The sequence below is a fragment of the Sphingomonas sanguinis NBRC 13937 genome, from assembly GCF_001591005.1.
GTDB classification, from domain to species: Bacteria; Pseudomonadota; Alphaproteobacteria; order Sphingomonadales; family Sphingomonadaceae; genus Sphingomonas; species Sphingomonas sanguinis.
Genome location: NZ_BCTY01000018.1, coordinates 14471 through 32867, shown reverse-complemented (window position 1 = coordinate 32867; position 18397 = coordinate 14471). Strand labels below are relative to the sequence as shown.

The window sequence follows — 18397 nt, the reverse complement described above, 5'->3', positions numbered from 1 at the left end:
ATGGCGCTTATCCCTTGCCTTCCAGCTTCGCCTTCAGCCCAGCCAGTGCGCCGAGCGGGCGAGCCTCGTCCTCGCTGATAACCCCCGCTTCCTTCAACACCGTCGCCGCGTTCGGGCTGCGCGGGAAGGGATCGAGCGACAGGGCCATGGTTTCGGCTGCCGCTTCGCCTAGGTCGATCGTGCCGCCCTCGATCTCGATCGTGTCGAGCGAATCCTCGGACAGCTCGATTTCCTCGTCGCCGCCATGAGTAGAGGGTTCGACAAAGCGCAACGCGACCGGCTCGTCGACCTTGGCGGGCACGGGATCGCCGGTCACCGAACAGGGCTGGACCACCGACCCGCGCACTTTGCCGGTGACCAGGATACCCGCCGCATCGCGCCGCACGACCAGTTCCGCCGACAGCGCGTCCACCGAAAGCAACCCGAACCGTCTCGCCAGCGCCCGGCGTTCGTCGGGGGTGGTGTCGATCGACACCGGCTTTTCGCGCTCGCCGATCGTGTCGATCTTTTCGGGGCGGCTCCATTCGGGGGTCACGGCAATTCTCCAAGGGTGAGGCGGGCGAGCGAAACGTCCGCCAGCCGCTCATGTAGGGTGCGAAGCGCGCCGCGAACATGGGAAACCGCATTCGGCGCGTCCGGCGCCTCGCCGCGATAGAGGTTGCGGACCAGGGCCGCGTCGAAACTGGCGTCATCCCCGGCCAGTCCCTCGCGATAGGCGGTCAGGCGACCGCCCAGCATCGCCATCATCCGGCCGATATGCTTGCCGACCACGATGTCGCCGATGCCCAGTTCGCGCAGCTGCCCATCCATGTCGGTGACGAAGCGTTCGGTGATGCGCGCCGCTGGGCCAGCGCCCGCGTCTTCGGCCTCCAATCGGATCAGGACCAGCGACAGCACGGCAGCGATCATGTCGAACCGGCCATCGACCGTATCGGGCACCGCGCCGTCCAGATACCAGTGCGGTTCGCGCGCGCGCAGCACCACCGCATTGTAGAGCGGCAGCGCCTCGTTCCCGTCGCGACCGAAATAGCGCGCGATACCCTGTTTCAGCCAGCCCAAGGCCATGCGCCCCTCCCTCTCTCCCCGCGCGACCAATGCCAGCGCGAATTGCTTGTGTGCGCCTTTCCCTTGGCATATCGAGGGGGTGACGGTCGAGCGGATCGACCGCCTGTATACCCGCCTGTGCGGCCGCGATCCCGGCCCGGAGATGATGATGAGCGTTCCTACCACCCGTGCCCTCGGGCTCGGCCTGGCGATGGCCCTGGCCGCGTCCGCCTGTACGCCCCTGCGGTCGCATCAGGGTTATGTGGTCGATGTCGATCTCGTCAACTCGATCCAGCCGGGCGTCGACAACCGCCAGTCGGTGCTCCAGACGCTGGGCACGCCGACGATCACCAGCCAGTTCAACGGCGGCGACTGGTATTATGTCGCGCGGGACAGCCGCAACCTGGGCTACACCCTGCCCCAGCCTTCGTCGCAGATCACGCTGCAGATCAGCTTCGACCAGGCGGGCAACGTCACGACGATCCGTCGTGCCGGTCTGGATCAGGTCGCCGACATCTCGCCCTATGGCAAGACGACGCCGACCCTGGGCCGCCAGCGCGGCTTCTTCCAAGATCTGTTCGGCAATATCGGCGCGGTGGGTGCCCCCGGCGCCGGTGGCGCACCCGGCCAGGGCGGCGGCGGACGCACCCGACCGTAAGGGCTGATCCCTTCCCCATCGCCGAGCCCCGCCGAGCGGGAAAGGCCATGGACATTAACGATAGAAAGACCCCGTTTGGCCGCGTCGCGTGTTAAGCAACGACGCGGCCGTGCCGTGCTTGGACCGGCACGATCCCGAAAGGGGGTGGGATCGGGCCTGCTAACGCCCCAAAACGAAAATGGGTTCGCCAGCGGGCCTGTTTGCCGCCGGCGAACCCATCAAACCGTAGCGTCGGGGGCCCGAGCCCCCTGCCCGCCCTTACTGGTTCATCGAGTCGAAGAAATCCTCGTTGGTCTTCGAGTTCTTCATCTTGTCGAGCAGGAACTCCATCGAGTCGATCGTGCCCATCTGCATGAGGATGCGGCGCAGCACCCACATCTTCGACAGCTTGTCCTTCTCGACCAGCAGCTCTTCCTTGCGTGTGCCCGACTTGCCGACGTCCATCGCCGGGAAGATGCGCTTGTCGGCGACCTTGCGATCGAGGACGATTTCGGAGTTGCCGGTGCCCTTGAACTCTTCGAAGATCACTTCGTCCATGCGGCTGCCCGTATCGATCAGCGCGGTGGCGATGATCGAGAGCGAACCGCCCTCCTCGATGTTGCGCGCCGCACCGAAGAAGCGCTTGGGCCGCTGGAGCGCATTGGCGTCGACACCGCCGGTCAGCACCTTGCCCGAGGACGGCACGACCGTGTTGTAAGCGCGGCCCAGACGGGTGATCGAGTCGAGCAGGATGACGACATCCTTCTTATGCTCGACCAGGCGCTTGGCCTTTTCGATCACCATCTCGGCGACCTGGACGTGGCGCTGCGCGGGTTCGTCGAAGGTCGAGGAGACGACCTCGCCACGCACCGAGCGCTGCATGTCGGTGACTTCTTCCGGACGCTCGTCGATGAGGAGGACGATCAGGAAGACTTCGGGGTGGTTGTCGGTGATCGCCTTGGCGATGTTCTGCAACATCACCGTCTTACCCACACGCGGCGGTGCCACGATCAGCGTGCGCTGGCCCTTGCCCTGCGGCGAGACGATATCAATGACGCGCGCCGACTTGTCCTTCTGGGTCGGGTCGGCGGGGTCGAGGATCAGCTTCTGCTCGGGATAGAGCGGCGTCAGATTGTCGAAATTGACGCGGTGGCGGACCGCTTCCGGATCGTCGAAATTGACGCTGGTCAGCTTGGTCAGCGCGAAATAGCGCTCGCCGTCCTTGGGCGCGCGGATCTCACCTTCGACCGTATCGCCGGTGCGCAAGCCGTGCTTGCGCACCTGGTTGGGCGAGACATAGATATCGTCCGGACCAGCGAGGTAATTGGCTTCCGGCGAGCGCAGGAAGCCGAAACCGTCGGGCAGCACCTCGATCGTGCCGAGACCCATGATCTGGTCGCCCTTCTCCGCCTGCTCCTTCAGGATGGCGAACAGCAGGTCCTGCTTGCGCAGCGTGGACGCGCTCTCGACCCCCAATTCCTCGGCCAGCTGCACGAGGTCGGCGGGGGTTTTCTTCTTGAGGTCTTTCAGATGCATGATCGGTCCGGATGGTCGGAGGGCGTCGGTCGGCGAGGATCGCGGCGAAACGAGGCTGTCGATAAGGAAGCGTACCCGACGCGAGGACCGCGCCGTACATCTTGCGAGTTAGGATTCGGGGAACCCCAAGTCAATGGGGAATACCCAACGCCCCATGAGACTCACGCCCCTCCCGTAGACGGGAGGAGATGGGGGAGGGCAAGGAGTCTCACCGAGACTATTGCCTGTGGCTTTCCCCTCCCCCAACCCCTCCCGCCTGCGGGAGGGGAGAAAGAAGGGATAAGGGGTCAGAACGGCTTGATCACCACCAGCACGACGATCACCGTCGCGGCCAGCGCGGGGACTTCGTTGATCATGCGCAACTGCTTGCCGGTCAGCTTCATCTCACCCCGCGCCAGCTTCTTCGCATAGCCGACCATCCAGCCATGATAGCCGCTGAGCAGCAGCACGAAGGCCAGCTTGGCGTGCAGCCAGCCCAACCCGGGCACCCCCGAGAACAGCCCGAGCGAGCCCGCCAGCAGCAACCCCAGCACCCACACCGCGATCATCGCGGGTGTCAGGATGATCGAGCGCAGCTTGCCCTCGCGCTCGACCCAGCGCGCGGCGTCCGTCGCATCGCCCGCGACCAGTGCCTCCTGATGATAGACCAGATAGCGCGGCATCATGAACAGCCCGGCCATCCAGAAGATCACGAAGATGATATGCGCCGCCTTCACCCATTCATAGGCGGCCCCCAATAGTCCGATCATCGGTTGTTCCTCACACGGGCGATCAGCCGCTCGACATGCGCGAGCGGGGTGTCGGGCAGGATGCCATGGCCCAGGTTGAAGATATGCGGCCGCTCGGCAAAGGCCGCCAGGATGCGATCCACCGCGCCGTCCAGCGCCTCGCCGCCGGCGATCAGCGCTAGCGGATCGAGATTGCCCTGCACCGGCAGACCTTCGGGCAGAGAGGTATCGGCCCAGACCGGATCGACCGTCTCGTCCAGCCCGACCGCGTCCACGCCCGTCTCCCGCGCATAGGCGGGCAGCTTGCCCCCGGCGCCCTTGGGGAAGCCGATCACCGGCACGCCCGGACAGCGCGCCCGGAAACCCTGAACGATGGCGGCATTGGGCGCGATCACCCAGCGCTCGAACTGCGCTGGCGACAGCGAGCCCGCCCAGCTGTCGAACAGCTGCACCGCCTCGACCCCGTTTTCGACCTGTCCCGCCAGATAGTCGATGGTCATGGTCACGATCGCATCGATGATCGCCCCGAACCCCGCCTGGTCGGCATAGGCGAAACGCCGCGTCTCGCCCTGGTCCTTCGACCCCTGCCCCGCCACCATATAGGTCGCGACCGTCCAGGGAGAGCCCGCAAAGCCCAGGAAGCTGGTCTGGGGCGGCAACTGGGCCTTCACCCGCGCCACGGTGGCATAGACGGGCTCGAGCCGCTCAGGGGCCCGTGTGAGGGCATTCAGCGCATGATCGACCAGCGCGGGTGCCAGACGCGGCCCCTCCCCCGCTCCGAAGCTCAGATCCTGGCCCAGCGCCCAGGGGACCATCAGGATGTCCGAGAACAGGATCGCCCCGTCAAAGCCGAAGCGACGGATCGGCTGCAACGTCACTTCCGCCGCGGCTTCCGGATCAGTGGCGAGTGCCAGGAACCCGCCCTTCTGCGCCCTCAGCTCGCGATACTCGGGCAGATAGCGTCCGGCTTGTCGCATGAGCCACATGGGGGGTGTCGCCAGCCGCTCACCCTTCAACACGGAAAGCAGCGATTTTCGAATCGAAACGTCGGTCAGGGGACCCCCCTTCTTCTATTAAAGAAGATTCTAAGAATGGATTGTTGAAGTGGTTGGCACGTTGGTTGTCGGGATTATGCGGCTCTCCCCGTTATGCCAACACGTTGACTCATGGGGAATCGCCGATTCAACGGGATTCGGATTCATCGCCCCCATAACTCACAGGCTGTGGAAAAGAATCGGGCCTGTGGGATTCGATGTGGACGAATCGGTCGTTATCCACCGCCGGTCCGCCGCTTGGCCGGTCGGCAAAGTTACGCTACCGATTCGTGACATGTTATCCACAGAGTCATTAGTCCGGCCATGACGACGCGCCTCCACCTGCATCTGCTGTCCGATTCCACCGGCGAGACGCTGGAGAACATCGCCAAGGCGGCGCTGGCCCAATATGACGATGTGGAAACCGTCCGGCACTTCTGGCCGATGGTGCGCACCGAAAGCCATCTGGAGCGCATCCTGCAGGAGATCGCGCAGAATCCGGGGCTGGTCATCTATACGCTGGTGAACCCGGTGACGCGGCGCGTGCTGGAAAGCCGGTGCCACGCGCTGGGCCTGCCGACGGTCGCGCCGCTCGATCCGGTCAATGCGGCGCTGTCGGGGCTGCTGGGCGTGCAGGCCAAGATGCGGCCCGGTCGCCAGCATGTCCTGGACGCGGCCTATTTCGCCCGCGTCGATGCGATCCAGTTCACCATCGCGCATGACGACGGCATCGCCTGGGAGGAATGGGAGGAGGCCGATATCGTGCTGGCCGGGGTCAGCCGCTCGTCCAAGACGCCGACCTCCATCTATCTCGCCAATCGCGGGTACAAGACCGCCAACATCCCGATCGTGGTCGAAAGCCCCCCGCCCCCCTCGCTCTATACGCTGAAGAAGCCGCTGGTCGTGGGGCTGACCACCAGTGCCGACCGGCTGATCGCCATTCGCCGCAATCGCCTGCTCTCGCTCAACCAGGCGCCCGACACCGATTATGTCGAGCAGGAGGCGGTGAACCGCGAACTCACCTTCGCGCGCCGGATGTTCGCCGACAATGACTGGCCGGTGATCGACGTCACCCGCCGTTCGATCGAGGAGACGGCGGCCGCGATCATCTCGCTCGTGAATCAAAGGAAGCCCGCATGATCATCCTGGCCTCGCAAAGCGCCTCGCGCCGGGCGATGCTCGACGCCGCCGGGGTCGCCTACGAAGCGCTGCCCGCGCGGGTCGACGAAGCGGGCGTCAAGGCAGCGATGGCGGGGGCTTCCCCGCGCGACCTGTCCGACGCGCTGGCCGAGATGAAGGCGGTGAAGGTGTCGGCGAATGCCGGGCCGGTGCCGGTGCTGGGATCGGACTCGATCGTGGCGCTCGCCGACGGCACCCTGCTCGACAAGCCCGAGAGCCGCGAACAGGCGGCCGAGCATCTCACCCGGATGAGCGGCGGGAGCCATGAATTGTGGAGCGCGGCGGTGGTTGCCGAACATGGCCGCCCGGTCTGGCGCCATGTCGAGCGTGCGAAACTCCATGTCCGCCCGCTCTCGGGCGCATTTATCGACCGCTATCTGGATCAGGAATGGCCCGAAATCGCGGGCTGCGTCGGCTGTTTCCGGATCGAGGGGCCGGGGGTGCAGCTCTTCTCGCGGATCGAGGGGAGTCACTTCACCATCCTCGGCATGCCGCTGCTCCCGGTGCTCGGCTATTTGCGTGAGCGCGGCTGGATGGCGGCCTGATGGCCAAGCCCTATGCCGAGGTGATCGGCGACCCGATCAGCCATAGCAAGTCCCCGAAAATCCACGGTTTCTGGCTGAACGCGCTGGGGATCGAGGCGGAGTATCGCGCCACCCACGTCACCCCGGACGCGCTGCCTGCCTATTTCGCCGAGCGGAAGCATGACCCGGACTGGCGCGGCTGCAACATCACCGTGCCGCACAAGATCGCCGCACTGGATCATGTCGAGGATCGCGAGGATGTGCGGACCGCGATCGGGGCGACCAACACCGCGTTTCGCGACGCGGACGGCGCTTTGGTCGGGACCAACACCGATGCGGCGGGATTTGCGGCACCACTGAAGCCCTATGATCTGGCGGGCAAGCCGGTGACGGTGATCGGGGCGGGGGGGGCGGCGCGCGCGGTGCTGTACGCGCTGGCCGAGATCGGTGTGGGGCCGGTGACCCTGTTCAACCGCAATGTGGAAAAGGGCGCGAGCCTGTTGTCGTCCTTTGGACTGGAGGGGCAGGCCTTGCCGATCGGGGAGGCTGTCCCGCCCGGTTTTCTGGTGGTCAACGCGACCAGCCTGGGGATGACCGGCCAGCCGCCGCTCGACCTGGACCTGTCGGAGCTTCCGCCTGAGGCCGTGGTCTATGACATCGTCTATGCGCCGCTGGAAACCGGCTTGCTGGCGGCGGCGCGGGCGAGGGGACTGGCGACGATCGACGGGCTGGAAATGCTGATCGGCCAGGCGGCGGTGGCGTTCGAGCGGTTCTTCGGGGCCGCGCCGCCGCGCGAGCGGGATGCGGCACTGCGCAAGATTCTGCTCGGATGATCGTGCTGGGGCTGACCGGCTCGATCGGCATGGGCAAGTCGACCGTCGCGCAGATGTTTCGCGACGAGGGGGTGCCGGTGTTCGACGCCGATGCCTGTGTCCATCGCTTGCAGGGGCCCGGTGGAGCACTGGTCGCGGCGATCGAGTCGGCCTTTCCCGGCACGACTGGTCCCGATGGCGTGAATCGGGCGGCGCTGGGCCGGGCGGTGCTGGGCGATGACTCCGCGATGCGCCGACTCGAGGCGATCGTGCACCCCGCCGTCCAGGCCGAACGCACGGCCTTTCTGACGGTCCATGCCGACGCTCCGCTGGTGGTGGTGGACGTGCCGCTCTTGTTGGAAACCGGTGGTGATAAGGCTGTGGATAAGGTGTTGGTGGTTTCGGCAGAACCGGCGGTGCAAGAGGCAAGGGTGTTGGCAAGACCCGGCATGACCAAAGAGAAATTTGCCGCGATTCTCGCGCGTCAGCTGCCCGATGTGGAAAAGCGTGCGCGTGCCGATCATGTCATCGCGACCGACATTCCACTGGGCGAAACCCGCGAAAAAGTCCGCGCGCTCATCACTTGCATGCGGGACTCCGAAGGCCGATAGTCAGGTCATGAGAGAGATCGTTTTCGACACCGAAACGACAGGGTTCAAATTTTCGGAAGGCGACCGGCTGGTCGAAATCGGCTGTGTCGAACTGGTCAACCGGGTCGAAACCGGTCGCACCTATCACGCCTATTTCAATCCCGAACGGTCGATGCCGGCCGAGGCGCAGGCGGTCCACGGATTGTCGGATGCGTTCCTGAAGGACAAGCCGGTCTTTGCCGAGGGCGTGGCCGCGTTCCTGGACTTTATCGGCGACGCGCCGCTGATCGCGCATAACGCGACCTTCGACTTCGGCTTCATCAATGGCGAGCTGGGCGCGCTGGGCTTTCCGCCGGTCGATGAAAAGACGCGCATGGTCGATACGCTGGCGATCGCGCGCAGCAAGCACCCGGGCGCCAAGCATACGCTCGATGCGCTCTGCTCGCGCTATGGCATCGACCGTTCGCACCGTGTGCTGCACGGCGCGTTGCTCGACGCGCAGCTGCTGGCGCAGGTCTATGTCGAGCTGATGGGCGGGCGGCAGATCGGCCTGGGCCTGCTGGCCGACTCCGTCGAGGAAAGCGGGCCGGTGATCGTCGCCCGCGCGCCCGCCAAGGTCCGCCCGCCGCGCACTTTCCGGCCGAGCGAGGCGGAACTTGCCGCCCATGCGGCGTTTCTAAAGGATATAAAAGATCCGGTTTGGGGGGCCGAGGCGTCCGGTTGACGCCACGGGACAGGCCAAAAGGACCGTCCCATCAGAGTGCATCAAGGAGAAGACGATGGATATCCGGATTTCTGGTCATCAGGTCGAAACGGGCGACGCGCTGCGGACCCATGTGACGGACCGGCTTCAGGGTATCGCCGAGAAATATTTCGCCCGCGCCATCTCGTCCGAGGTGACGTTCGGCAAGGGCCCGCATGATGTCGGGTTCAAATGCGATATCGTGATGCACGTCACCCGTGGTCTGGTCCTGAAGGGCCGTCATGATGCGCAGGACGCGCATCTTGCCTTTGACGGCGCTGCGACCAAGATCGAAAAGCAGCTGCGCCGCTATTCGCGCCGCCTGAAGGATCGTAACCAGGGTCAGGCGATCGAGCTGGCCGAGGCCGGGGCCTATGACGCGGGCTATACCCTCTTCGCCGAACAGGTCGATGAGGACGAAGCGGGCGATGCGCCCCTGATCATCGCCGAAACCCGCGTCGATATTCCCGATGCCAGTGTCTCGGATGCGGTCATGATGCTCGACCTGCGCAATACTGCGGCCCTGTTGTTCAAGAATTCGGGGACCGGTTCGTATAATATGGTCTATCGCCGGGGTGATGGAACCATCGGCTGGGTCGAGCCGCAACGGGGCGGCACGGCCGGATAAGCTCTATCGTTCTTCCGCGCGGGCCGCTAATAGCCGGGCCGCGCGGGGGCGCTTCGGAAAGACCATGAACGATTTCAGCGATCTGTTGCGCCACGACACGGTGCTGGCCGGACTCACGGCCGCGAACAAGAAGAGCCTGTTCCAGACTCTCGGCACCGCTGCGGCGGGGCCGGCGGGACAGGATGCCAAGCTGCTGGCCGATGTCCTGACCGAGCGCGAAAAGCTGGGCTCCACCGGCTTCGGCGGGGGGATCGCCATTCCGCACGGCAAGGTGGCGGGGCTGGAGCAGATCGTCGGTGTCTTTGCGCGGCTGGCCCAGCCGGTCGATTTCCAGGCGGTGGACGACATGCCGGTCGATCTGGTCTTTGCGATGTTCTCGCCCGCCGATGCGGGGTCCGCGCATCTGAAGGCGCTGGCGCGTGTTTCCCGGCGGCTGCGCGACAAGGGTTTCGTCGCCAAGTTGCGCGGGGCGGGCTCGCCCGATGCGATCTGGGCGCTGCTGACCCAGGACGAGGCGCGTGACGCCGCGGCCTGAGGGCGAGGCCGCGCATTTCCGGGCGCTCGAGACGCTCTATGCCGAGGCCCCGATCAACCGACTGTTTGAATCGACGCTGGACATTCCCGAACCCGGTATCGCGCGGATACGCTTTCGCGTCGACGAGCGTCATTATCACGCGGCCGGGGCGGCGCATGGCACGAGCTATTTCAAGATGCTCGACGATGCCGCCTTTTATGCCTGCAACAGCCTGGTCACCGACCGTTTTCTGCTGACGACGCAGTTCAACCTGCTGCTCACCCGCCCGATGAAGGCGGGGGAGGTGGTGGCCGAGGGGCGCTGGGTCAGCGGGCGGCGGCGGGTGTTCGTCGCCGACGCACGGCTGATCGATGCGCAGGGCGAGGAAGTCGCACGCGGCACCGGCACCTTCATGCGCTCGCAGATCGCGCTCGCCGGACTGCCAGGGTATCGGACCGCCTGATACGATGGACGACCGCCTGCCCAGCCATATGCTGGTTGCCGCTCTGCTCCGCCGGATGAACGACAGCGGTGGCATGGGCATGGTGCTGGCCAAGGGCGATCCACAGGGTGGTGGCATCCTGGTGATTATCGTCGATGCCGACCGGCGCGAGCGCGTGATGGAACGCGGCATCGGTCCCGACGGTCGAACCACCCTGATCGACTCGACTCCTGCAAACGATATTTTAAGCTATTGGCAGCGGCGTCGGGCGCGCGATCCCGATCTGTGGGTGATCGAACTGGATGGCGCTGCGGCGGAACGGTTCACCGCTGAAACGATCCTGCAACATTGACGAACGCGGCCGGATCGGCCACGAGCCCCCCATCGTAATTTCGCGTTGTGCTTATCGGGTGCGATCCGGTGGGTTACGCAGTCGGGGGGAAGCCCGGACGAGCGCCTTTGGGCAATGCTCGGGTCCGTGATCCAACCGCATGTCTGTTTGAGTGAATGACCGTTTTCAAGCGAGTCGCGGCGTCCGCTGCCATGGCTCTATCTCTGGCGGGTCTTCTCGCCACCAGCACCCCCAGCCTCGCGACCAACGTTGCCGGTGCTGCTGCCACTCCAGTCAGTGCGATGACTGTTTCCGGGATCAACGTCGCCGATGTTGCGATGGTTCCCCAGAGCGCCCGGGCCACCATGTCCGCGCTCCCCGATTTTTCCCAGATTTCCGAAGGCGATGACGACAGCGAATATGATTCGCTGGCCGACGCCGTGGCCGACCAGGACGAGATCGCGTCGAGCGAAGAGCTCCGCTGTCTGGCCGGTGCCATTTATTTCGAAGGTCGCGGTGAACCGCTGGCGGGTCAGCTTGCCGTCGCCCAGGTCATCCTGAACCGCACCAAGTCGGGCCGTTTCCCCACCGACGTCTGCAACGTCATCAAGCAGCGCGGCCAGTTCAGCTTCGTGCGTGGCGGCGAAATCCCGTCGGTCAGCCCATCGCGCAGTGCCTATCGCACCGCCGTTGCGGTCGCCAAGGTCGCGCTGGCCCAGGCGTGGGACAGCACCGCCGGCAAGGCGCTGTACTTCAACACGCCGGGCAACCGTCCGGGCGTGCGGGTGCAGAAGGTCGCCGCGATCGGTAACCACATCTTCTATCGTTGACGGTCATGGCCCTGATTTGGGGCCTGTTTTTTGCCTGAGCCCCGCAGGGCTTTGCAAATGTTCGTCAAATGTTCTAAGCGGGTGGCATGTTGGACATGCCGCCCGCTTCGTGTGTCGACGATCCGCTATCGCCACTCTGCGCCGCCGATGTCGCGCGGGGCGTGACCCGGATGCTGCTCCGCCACGACCTGATCACCATCCCCGAAGTCCCGTTGGAAGGCGGCCGCCGCGCCGACCTGATGGCGCTCGACGCGCGGGGACAAGTCGTCGTCGTCGAGATCAAGGTGTCGCGCGCCGATATGCTGGGCGACGGCAAATGGCCGGATTATTTGGCGCATTGCGACCGCTTCTACTGGGCGGTGCCCGCCGGGTTCGACTGGTCGCCGCTCGACAGCGCGGCGTTCCTGCCCGAGCGGACGGGGATCATCGTTGCGGACCGCTATGACGCGGCAATCGTGCGCGAGGCGCATAGTGTGCCGCTTCCTCCCCATGTGCGGAAGAAGGCAACGCTGAATTTCGCGAGGCGGGCCGGGCGGCGGATGATCGGGCTGACCGATCCCGATGCGGGGATGTGAATGGGGGTAGGGCGCGCGCCCGCCTTTATCTTACCGCGTCAGAACCAACGTCACGACCGACTGCGGCGGTGCGACATTCCCTGCCACTTCCGCTGCCTTGTGCCCGGCATCGGTCACGATCATCCGCCGCTGCCAACGCCCCGGCACCGTGACGGTCAGCGGTCGTGGCGATAGTCCGGCATTGACGTGTACCAGTACCAGCCGCCGTCCATCCGGTGACAGCGCGCCCACCGTGTCCATGTCGTCCACCGGCACCAGCCGGTCGCCCGGGCGGATATAGCGACTGAACTGCGCCATCGCCCAATATTTGCCCGTGACGTGGATCGCATGGGGCTGGTCCGCCGGGCCCATCAGGTCGGCCTTGACGATGCCCCAGTTGGACCCTTTCTCACCCTTGCGGGTGCTGAGATCCTCGACCGCCTGCCAGAAGACCCAGGCGGCGGGCTCCAGTCGTTTCAGGTCGCCGACGACATGCTCCGCAAAGGCCAGCGGCGTCGCCATGCCCGTCAGGTCCTCGGGGTCGCCCGACAGCGGCGAGTCATTCTCGCTCATCCACAATTTGATGCCAGAGGCGCGGGCAATGTCGCGCACGGCGGTCTGGTGGACCGTGCCATAGCTGTGGACGTTGAGCTGCCCGATCACCGCACGGGTGGCGGGCGGATAGGCGGCCCAGTCCTCCACGAACAGATGCGAGGCGGTTTCGTCTGGGGCCGAGACGACCGTGGACAGCCCCTTGGCCTTCAGCGCGGCGGCGGTTGCGTCGATCATTTGCGCCTGACGCGCGGGAGACCAGTGCGCACCCTCCTGGGTATTGGTGGCGAACCAGTAGTTGGTGTTGGGCTCGTTGACCGGCGACAGGGTGCGGAAGGTCAGGTGATGCCGCCGTTGCAACTCGTCGGTGACCCGGACCAGATAGGTGGCGAAAGCCTGTTCCTGACCGGGGCGAAGATTATCGTCGGTGCCCTTTTCCGCGCCGGACACGCGCCCGCTGACCGTCATGAACCAGGGCGGCGAGTTGGAAAAGGCCTCGAAGATCGGCTGCTTTACGCGGGCGGTTATGGCGTCGAGCCACCAGCGCTGGTTGGCGTCCTGGCTCCAGTCCCACATGGCGGGATCGTCGGCGCGCCACCAGTCCTTGCCCGTCACGCCCGCCGGTTGCCGCCAGAAGCCGGGCACCGCGCGCCCGACCTTCATATAGGGGGGCGTGTCCGCCGCATTGCCGCCACCGATATTGTAGCGCGCGATCGTCCAGCCCAGCCCGTCAGAACCATAGAAAAGATCGGCCAGCCGCGTTCGCTCCGCCTCGGGCCAGCCGCCCGTCACATGCGCGAACCAGGCGAGGGCTGTGCCCCAGCCCTCGAACACGGTCGACGGGCGGTCGATCGCGGGGCGTAGGGTCACGGGCACCGGACGATCGGCCGGTGGCGGCGATGGGGACTGTGCCTGAGCGGACACCCCCGTCACTGCCATGCCCATGGCCAGCAAAACGGCCAGGCGGCGGGCTCTTCCCTGCCGTCGATGCAATGCCTTCGCCATGACCCTATCCCCTTTACGTCAGACTATAAGACAGGGCGGTGCATGGTCGTCAATGCCTGTAATAGGTCGATAAAAGCCTGTTAAAATTCAATAGCTAAGCAAAAAACCTGTCAGACCAGTCACTGTGATGACAGGAAAGCGCCATTTTTTAGTTGCGGCTGATCCGGTCCTTTTCTATTTATCTGACAATAAATCGATCGCATTCCGCGGGACGGAGTGGACTATCAGAGGAGGGGGAAACGCGATGAAGATCGGCACTATTTTGCTGTGTGGCACGTCCATGGCCGCACTTTGGGCCGCACCGGCCATGGCCCAGGTTCAGGCCGCCACACAATCCACACAGGCGTTGACCGCCGACCAAGCCGCCCAGGCCTCGGCCAGCGATCAGGATATCGTCGTCACCGGCGTGCGCGAGAGCCTTCGTTCGGCGCAGGCGATCAAGCGCAACGCCGACCAGATCGTCGATTCGGTGCAGGCGCAGGATATCGGCAAGCTGCCCGACGCCAACACGACCGAAGCGTTGCAGCGTATCACCGGCGTGCAGATCCAGCGCCGCTATGGTGAGGGCGCGACCGACTTCGACCATCGCACCCAGCCCGCCGTCACCGTACGGGGCCTGACCCAGGTGCAGAATTTCCTCGACGGCCGCGCGGTCTATTCGGCCTCGGGCGGTCGCGCCTTCGATTTGGAAGGTATCCCCCCCGAACTGCTCGCGGGCATCGACGTCTACAAGAACGCGCCCGCCAACATCATCGAGGGCGGTATCGGCGGCGCGGTCAACCTGCGCACCCGCAAGCCGTTCGATGCGGCGGGCCAAGTCATCTCGCTAACTGCGCGCGGCAATTATTACGATCGGGTCGACAAGTTCGGCGGCTCGATCTCCGGGCTCTACAGCAACCGGTACGACAGTTCGATCGGCGAGATCGGCATCCTGGTCAACGCGGTCTATTCCAAGAGCCAGTATCGCCAGGACGGCCTGCTCGCCGGACCCTTCGCGGAAGCGCAGCCGGGTACGATTGCCAACGCGCCGTCCAATGCGCGCATTCCCTATGGCTTTGAAATCTATGACGACACCGGCGATCGTCGTCGCTTCGGCGTCGCCGCCGCCGTGCAGTGGCGGGCCAGCGACGACGTGCTGGTGACCGCGCAGTATCAGGGCACCAAATACTGGTTCAACCGCACCGGCGCCTACTATTACGATTTCAATAACCGCTCGAACCAGTACAATGCGGCCGGGCAGGTCACCTCCTATGGCACTGGCGCGGCACCGGGCGCGGCCTTCACCTTCAACAAGGATGGCTATGCGACCAGCGGCGCGCTCTCGCCCCAGACCTTCGAGACCGGCCGTTTCGACCAAGAACTGTGGAGCGCCAGCCAGAACTACACCTTCAATGTCGGCTGGCAGGCGACCGAGCGGGCGAAGGTCAACTTCGACGTCCAGTATCTGAAGTCCTATTATAACGCCGACCGCAACGGTCACGTCCTGTCGCTTTACAACCGGTCGGGCCAGAATGCGCTGACCGCGCCGCACCCGTCGACGGTGGTGTTCGACCTGCGCGGCAAATATCCGCGCTGGGACGTGACCGATCCGACGGTACTGAACAATCCGGCCAATTATACGCTGCCGTTCATCGCCGACTCGCTGCAGCGCAACGACGCCGATACGCTCGCGCTCGCTTATGACATCGAATATGATTTCGAGGGCGGCGTGCTCCAGAAGCTACGCGGCGGCGCGCGCTATGCGGGCAATACCATCGACCTGCGCGGGACGTGGAACGGCGTTGGCCTGTATCAGGGCGTGACGCCGGGCCAGGACGCGCCCAGCGGTACCGCGCTGATCCCGCTGTCGCGCTTCCCGCAACTGGCGATGAAGGGCCCGTCGCCCAACTGGTTCGACGGCAACACGGTCAAGGGCGGTATCCTCTACCCGGCCTTCCCGCAGGGTGACGGTGTCTGGGCGCAGACCAAGGCGCTCTACGCGCTGTTCGGCGCGAAGACGAAGGATGCCTTCACCCCCGGCGACCTGAACAACCAGACGGAAAAGACCTATACCGCCTGGGGCATGGCCGATTACGCGTTCGAGGCGGGCGGCGTCCGTTTCGACGGCAGTGCGGGAGCGCGCCTGATCCGCACCGACCTGACGTCCAACGGCACGCAGTTCAATGCCGACGGCACCAACGCGCCGCTGGCGCTGAAGAACCGCTATACTCGCGTGCTGCCCAGCATGAACTTGCGCGCCCGGCTGACCGACGATTTCCAGATGCGCTTCGCCTATTCCAAGGGGCTGGCGCGTCCGAATTTCGACCAGCTGTCGACCAACATCACGCTGAACAACCCGAACCAAGTCAATCCGGCGACCGGCCGCCCCAGCGCCAGCTCGGGCAATCCGCGGCTCAGCCCGATCGATTCGGACAATCTGGACCTGACGGCGGAATGGTATTTCGCGCCCGCAGGCTCGCTGACCGGCGGTATCTTCTACAAGAAGATCAATGGCTTCCTGGCCAGCGGCCGGATCGTCGGCACCTATGGCGGCCGGGCCTATGACGTGAACACCGTCGTCAATTCGGGCAGCGGCACGGTCAAGGGCGCGGAGATCGGCTATCAGCAGTTCTTCGACTTCCTGCCGGGTCTGCTCAGCGGTCTGGGGATTCAGGCGAACTACACCTATGTCGACTCCAACGTCGCCAATCCGTTCGCGGGCAACAATCCCAACGCCCCCTCGTCGCTGCCGCTCGAGAAGCTGTCCAAGCACAGCTACAATTTGATCGGCCTGTACGAAAAGGGACCGGTGACCGCGCGTGTCGCCTGGAACTGGCGCTCGAGCTATCTGGATGCGACCACGGGCAGCGGCGCCAATGGCGAGGCGCAATATGCCAAGCCGTACGCCTCGCTCGACGCGTCGCTGAACCTCAACCTGACCAAGAATCTCGCGGTTTCGATCGACGCGGTGAACATCAACAACCGGATGAACGTGCTGTATATCGGCACGCCCTCCGCGCCGCTGCAATATCAGCTCAACGACCGGCGCTTTGGTGCGTCGATCCGGGTCCTGTACTAAAGTCCCCAACTCGGCATGGGGGCTGCACCGTCCCCATGCCGCTTTTCTAGTGACACCGGTGCGATCGGACGAGTGATGGAACGAACCGCTACCGCCTCTCAGCCTCGCGGTTCGGCTGGTGATCCTGCGGCGATCGGGCGGATCGTGATCCTGGGCGGTGGCACCGCCGGTTGGATGGCGGCGGCGGCGCTGTCGCGGGTGCTGGGCCGGGATGGCCCGTCTATCACGCTGATCGAGTCCGAAGAGATCGGCACCGTCGGCGTCGGCGAGGCGACGATCCCGCCGATCCAGGCCTTCAACGCCTTGCTGGGCATCGACGAACGGGCGTTCGTCGCGGCGACCAACGGCACCTTCAAGCTGGGCATCGAGTTCGTCGACTGGCGGCGGACCGGCCATTGCTATTTCCACCCCTTCGGCACCTATGGCCATGATTTCGGGGCGATCCCGTTCGAGGCGATCTGGCAGCGGATGAGGCAGCAGGGCCGAGCCGAGCCGCTCGACGCCTATGCGCTGGCGACGCTGGCGGCGCGGGCCAACCGTTTCACCACGCCGCGTCCGGGCAACACGCCGCTGGGCCATATCGGCTATGCCTATCATTTCGATGCCGGGCTCTATGCTCGTTTCCTGCGCGGCCGGGCCGAGGCGCAAGGCGTCGTCCGGCACGAGGGCCGTGTGGTCCAGGTCGAGCGAAGTGCCGAGCCAGGCCGGATCGAGGCTATCGTGATGGAAGACGGCACGCGGATCGCGGGCGACCTCTTCATCGATTGTTCGGGCTTTCGCGCGCTGTTGCTGGGTGAAACGCTGGGCGTGGGGTTTGAGGATTGGGGGCATTGGCTGCCCAATGACCGCGCCATCGCGGTGCCGTCGCAGCGGACCGAGCCGCTCACGCCCTATACCCGCTCGACCGCGCATGGTGCGGGATGGCAATGGCGTATCCCGCTTCAGCACCGCATCGGCAACGGCATCGTCTATGCCTCGGCGCATTTGTCTGACGATGAAGCGACCGCGCGGCTGCTTTCCGGTCTGGACGGAGTCGCCTTGGCCGAGCTGCGGATGCTCCGCTTCCGCACCGGGCGACGCACGCGGTTATGGGAAGGAAATTGCGTCGCGCTGGGGCTGGCGGGGGGCTTTCTGGAGCCGTTGGAATCGACCAGCATCCACCTGATTCAGGTCGGCATCGCACGGCTGCTCGAAATGCTGCCGACGCGGGCGTTCGAGGCGGCCGACCGGCGGCGTTACAACCGCCTGATGGCCGAAGAATATGAGGATATTCGGGACTTTATCATCCTGCACTTCCACGCCACCGAGCGCGACGACACACCCTATTGGCGCGGCCTTCGCGATATGGAATTGCCCGAAACGCTGCAGGACCGGCTCGCCATCTACCGCGCGACGGGGCGAATCTATCGCGAGGGCGAGGCGCTATTCACCAAGACGAGCTGGCTGGCGGTGATGGACGGGCAGGGGCTGAGCCCGCGCGGTTTCGACCCCGTGGCGCTGGGCATGCCTGCCGACGAGGCGGCGGCACGATTGGCGCATATCGCGCTGGTCACGCGAAAATCACTTGAGCTGATGCCGGATCATGACGCATTTCTCCGACAACATGGTTATAGCATGACCGACAGCGCGTAACGCGCGGAAAAAACAAAGGGGAGTG

The 18397-nt window shown here is 65.0% G+C and carries 20 protein-coding genes; 14 read left to right on the top strand and 6 right to left on the bottom strand.

Going from position 1 to position 18397, the window contains the following annotated elements; genetic code table 11:
* Window positions 1-7: 7 nt before the first annotated feature.
* Window positions 8-535 carry a YceD family protein gene (locus SSA01S_RS09585; RefSeq protein WP_061780221.1) on the bottom strand — a complete coding sequence of 176 codons (528 nt, stop codon included), beginning with the start codon at window positions 533-535 and terminating at the stop codon, window positions 8-10.
* Entirely contained in the window at window positions 532-1065 is a 534-nt protein-coding gene (locus SSA01S_RS09580) for a ubiquinol-cytochrome C chaperone family protein (RefSeq protein ID WP_061780220.1), read from the bottom strand. Before SSA01S_RS09580 ends, SSA01S_RS09585 begins: the two co-directional genes overlap by 4 nt.
* Before the next feature lie 142 nt (window positions 1066-1207).
* Here SSA01S_RS09580 and SSA01S_RS09575 point away from each other — a divergent pair, with 142 nt between their 5' ends.
* Window positions 1208-1702, top strand: a complete 495-nt coding sequence (locus SSA01S_RS09575; protein ID WP_082795027.1) for an outer membrane protein assembly factor BamE — start codon at window positions 1208-1210, stop codon at window positions 1700-1702.
* Window positions 1703-1960: 258 nt separating this feature from the next.
* Here SSA01S_RS09575 and rho read toward each other — a convergent pair whose 3' ends face one another.
* From rho to hemE, 3 genes are all read right to left on the bottom strand, one after another.
* On the bottom strand, window positions 1961-3217 hold the full coding sequence (gene rho, locus SSA01S_RS09570; protein WP_042486922.1) for a transcription termination factor Rho: 1257 nt from the start codon (window positions 3215-3217) through the stop codon (window positions 1961-1963).
* Window positions 3218-3504: 287 nt separating this feature from the next.
* Complete coding sequence (locus tag SSA01S_RS09565) at window positions 3505-3966, bottom strand: CopD family protein (RefSeq protein ID WP_061780219.1); 462 nt, start codon at window positions 3964-3966, stop codon at window positions 3505-3507.
* Window positions 3963-4985, bottom strand: a complete 1023-nt coding sequence (gene hemE, locus SSA01S_RS09560) for a uroporphyrinogen decarboxylase (protein ID WP_061780218.1) — start codon at window positions 4983-4985, stop codon at window positions 3963-3965. Before hemE ends, SSA01S_RS09565 begins: the two co-directional genes overlap by 4 nt.
* 318 nt (window positions 4986-5303) lie before the next feature.
* On the opposite strand from hemE, the gene SSA01S_RS09555 reads away from it, so the two are divergent.
* From SSA01S_RS09555 to SSA01S_RS09505, 11 genes are all read left to right on the top strand, one after another.
* Window positions 5304-6119, top strand: a complete 816-nt coding sequence (locus SSA01S_RS09555) for a pyruvate, water dikinase regulatory protein (protein WP_058717320.1) — start codon at window positions 5304-5306, stop codon at window positions 6117-6119.
* Window positions 6116-6703, top strand: a complete 588-nt coding sequence (locus SSA01S_RS09550) for a Maf family protein (protein ID WP_082795025.1) — start codon at window positions 6116-6118, stop codon at window positions 6701-6703. Before SSA01S_RS09555 ends, SSA01S_RS09550 begins: the two co-directional genes overlap by 4 nt.
* The gene (aroE, locus tag SSA01S_RS09545) at window positions 6703-7515 is read left to right on the top strand and encodes a shikimate dehydrogenase (protein WP_061780217.1); all 813 of its coding nucleotides are present in this window, start codon (window positions 6703-6705) and stop codon (window positions 7513-7515) included. Before SSA01S_RS09550 ends, aroE begins: the two co-directional genes overlap by 1 nt.
* Window positions 7512-8105, top strand: a complete 594-nt coding sequence (gene coaE, locus SSA01S_RS09540) for a dephospho-CoA kinase (RefSeq protein WP_061780216.1) — start codon at window positions 7512-7514, stop codon at window positions 8103-8105. Before aroE ends, coaE begins: the two co-directional genes overlap by 4 nt.
* A gap of 7 nt (window positions 8106-8112) precedes the next feature.
* Window positions 8113-8808, top strand: coding sequence for a DNA polymerase III subunit epsilon (gene dnaQ / locus SSA01S_RS09535; RefSeq protein WP_061780215.1), 696 nt, complete (start codon window positions 8113-8115; stop codon window positions 8806-8808).
* Between the two features lie 55 nt (window positions 8809-8863).
* Window positions 8864-9454, top strand: a complete 591-nt coding sequence (gene hpf / locus SSA01S_RS09530; RefSeq protein WP_042486939.1) for a ribosome hibernation-promoting factor, HPF/YfiA family — start codon at window positions 8864-8866, stop codon at window positions 9452-9454.
* Window positions 9455-9518: 64 nt separating this feature from the next.
* Window positions 9519-9989 carry a PTS sugar transporter subunit IIA gene (locus SSA01S_RS09525; RefSeq protein WP_058717315.1) on the top strand — a complete coding sequence of 157 codons (471 nt, stop codon included), beginning with the start codon at window positions 9519-9521 and terminating at the stop codon, window positions 9987-9989.
* The gene (locus SSA01S_RS09520; protein WP_061780214.1) at window positions 9973-10431 is read left to right on the top strand and encodes a PaaI family thioesterase; all 459 of its coding nucleotides are present in this window, start codon (window positions 9973-9975) and stop codon (window positions 10429-10431) included. Before SSA01S_RS09525 ends, SSA01S_RS09520 begins: the two co-directional genes overlap by 17 nt.
* Window positions 10432-10435: 4 nt before the next feature.
* Window positions 10436-10762, top strand: coding sequence for a DUF1491 family protein (locus tag SSA01S_RS09515; protein ID WP_061780213.1), 327 nt, complete (start codon window positions 10436-10438; stop codon window positions 10760-10762).
* A 191-nt stretch (window positions 10763-10953) separates the two neighbouring features.
* Window positions 10954-11571, top strand: coding sequence for a cell wall hydrolase (locus tag SSA01S_RS09510; RefSeq protein WP_240954512.1), 618 nt, complete (start codon window positions 10954-10956; stop codon window positions 11569-11571).
* Window positions 11572-11657: 86 nt separating this feature from the next.
* Window positions 11658-12146: an MmcB family DNA repair protein gene (locus SSA01S_RS09505; RefSeq protein ID WP_061780211.1), complete on the top strand. Its 489-nt coding sequence runs from the start codon at window positions 11658-11660 to the stop codon at window positions 12144-12146.
* Between the two features lie 30 nt (window positions 12147-12176).
* Here the strand turns inward: SSA01S_RS09505 and SSA01S_RS09500 are convergent, their stop codons facing one another.
* Window positions 12177-13682, bottom strand: a complete 1506-nt coding sequence (locus tag SSA01S_RS09500) for a glycoside hydrolase family 30 protein (protein ID WP_061780210.1) — start codon at window positions 13680-13682, stop codon at window positions 12177-12179.
* A 280-nt stretch (window positions 13683-13962) separates the two neighbouring features.
* Between SSA01S_RS09500 and SSA01S_RS09495 the strand changes: the two genes are divergently transcribed.
* Window positions 13963-16740: a TonB-dependent receptor gene (locus SSA01S_RS09495; RefSeq protein WP_240954511.1), complete on the top strand. Its 2778-nt coding sequence runs from the start codon at window positions 13963-13965 to the stop codon at window positions 16738-16740.
* A 75-nt stretch (window positions 16741-16815) separates the two neighbouring features.
* Window positions 16816-18372, top strand: a complete 1557-nt coding sequence (locus SSA01S_RS09490; RefSeq protein ID WP_061780209.1) for a tryptophan halogenase family protein — start codon at window positions 16816-16818, stop codon at window positions 18370-18372.
* The last annotated feature ends 25 nt before the right edge of the window (window positions 18373-18397 follow it).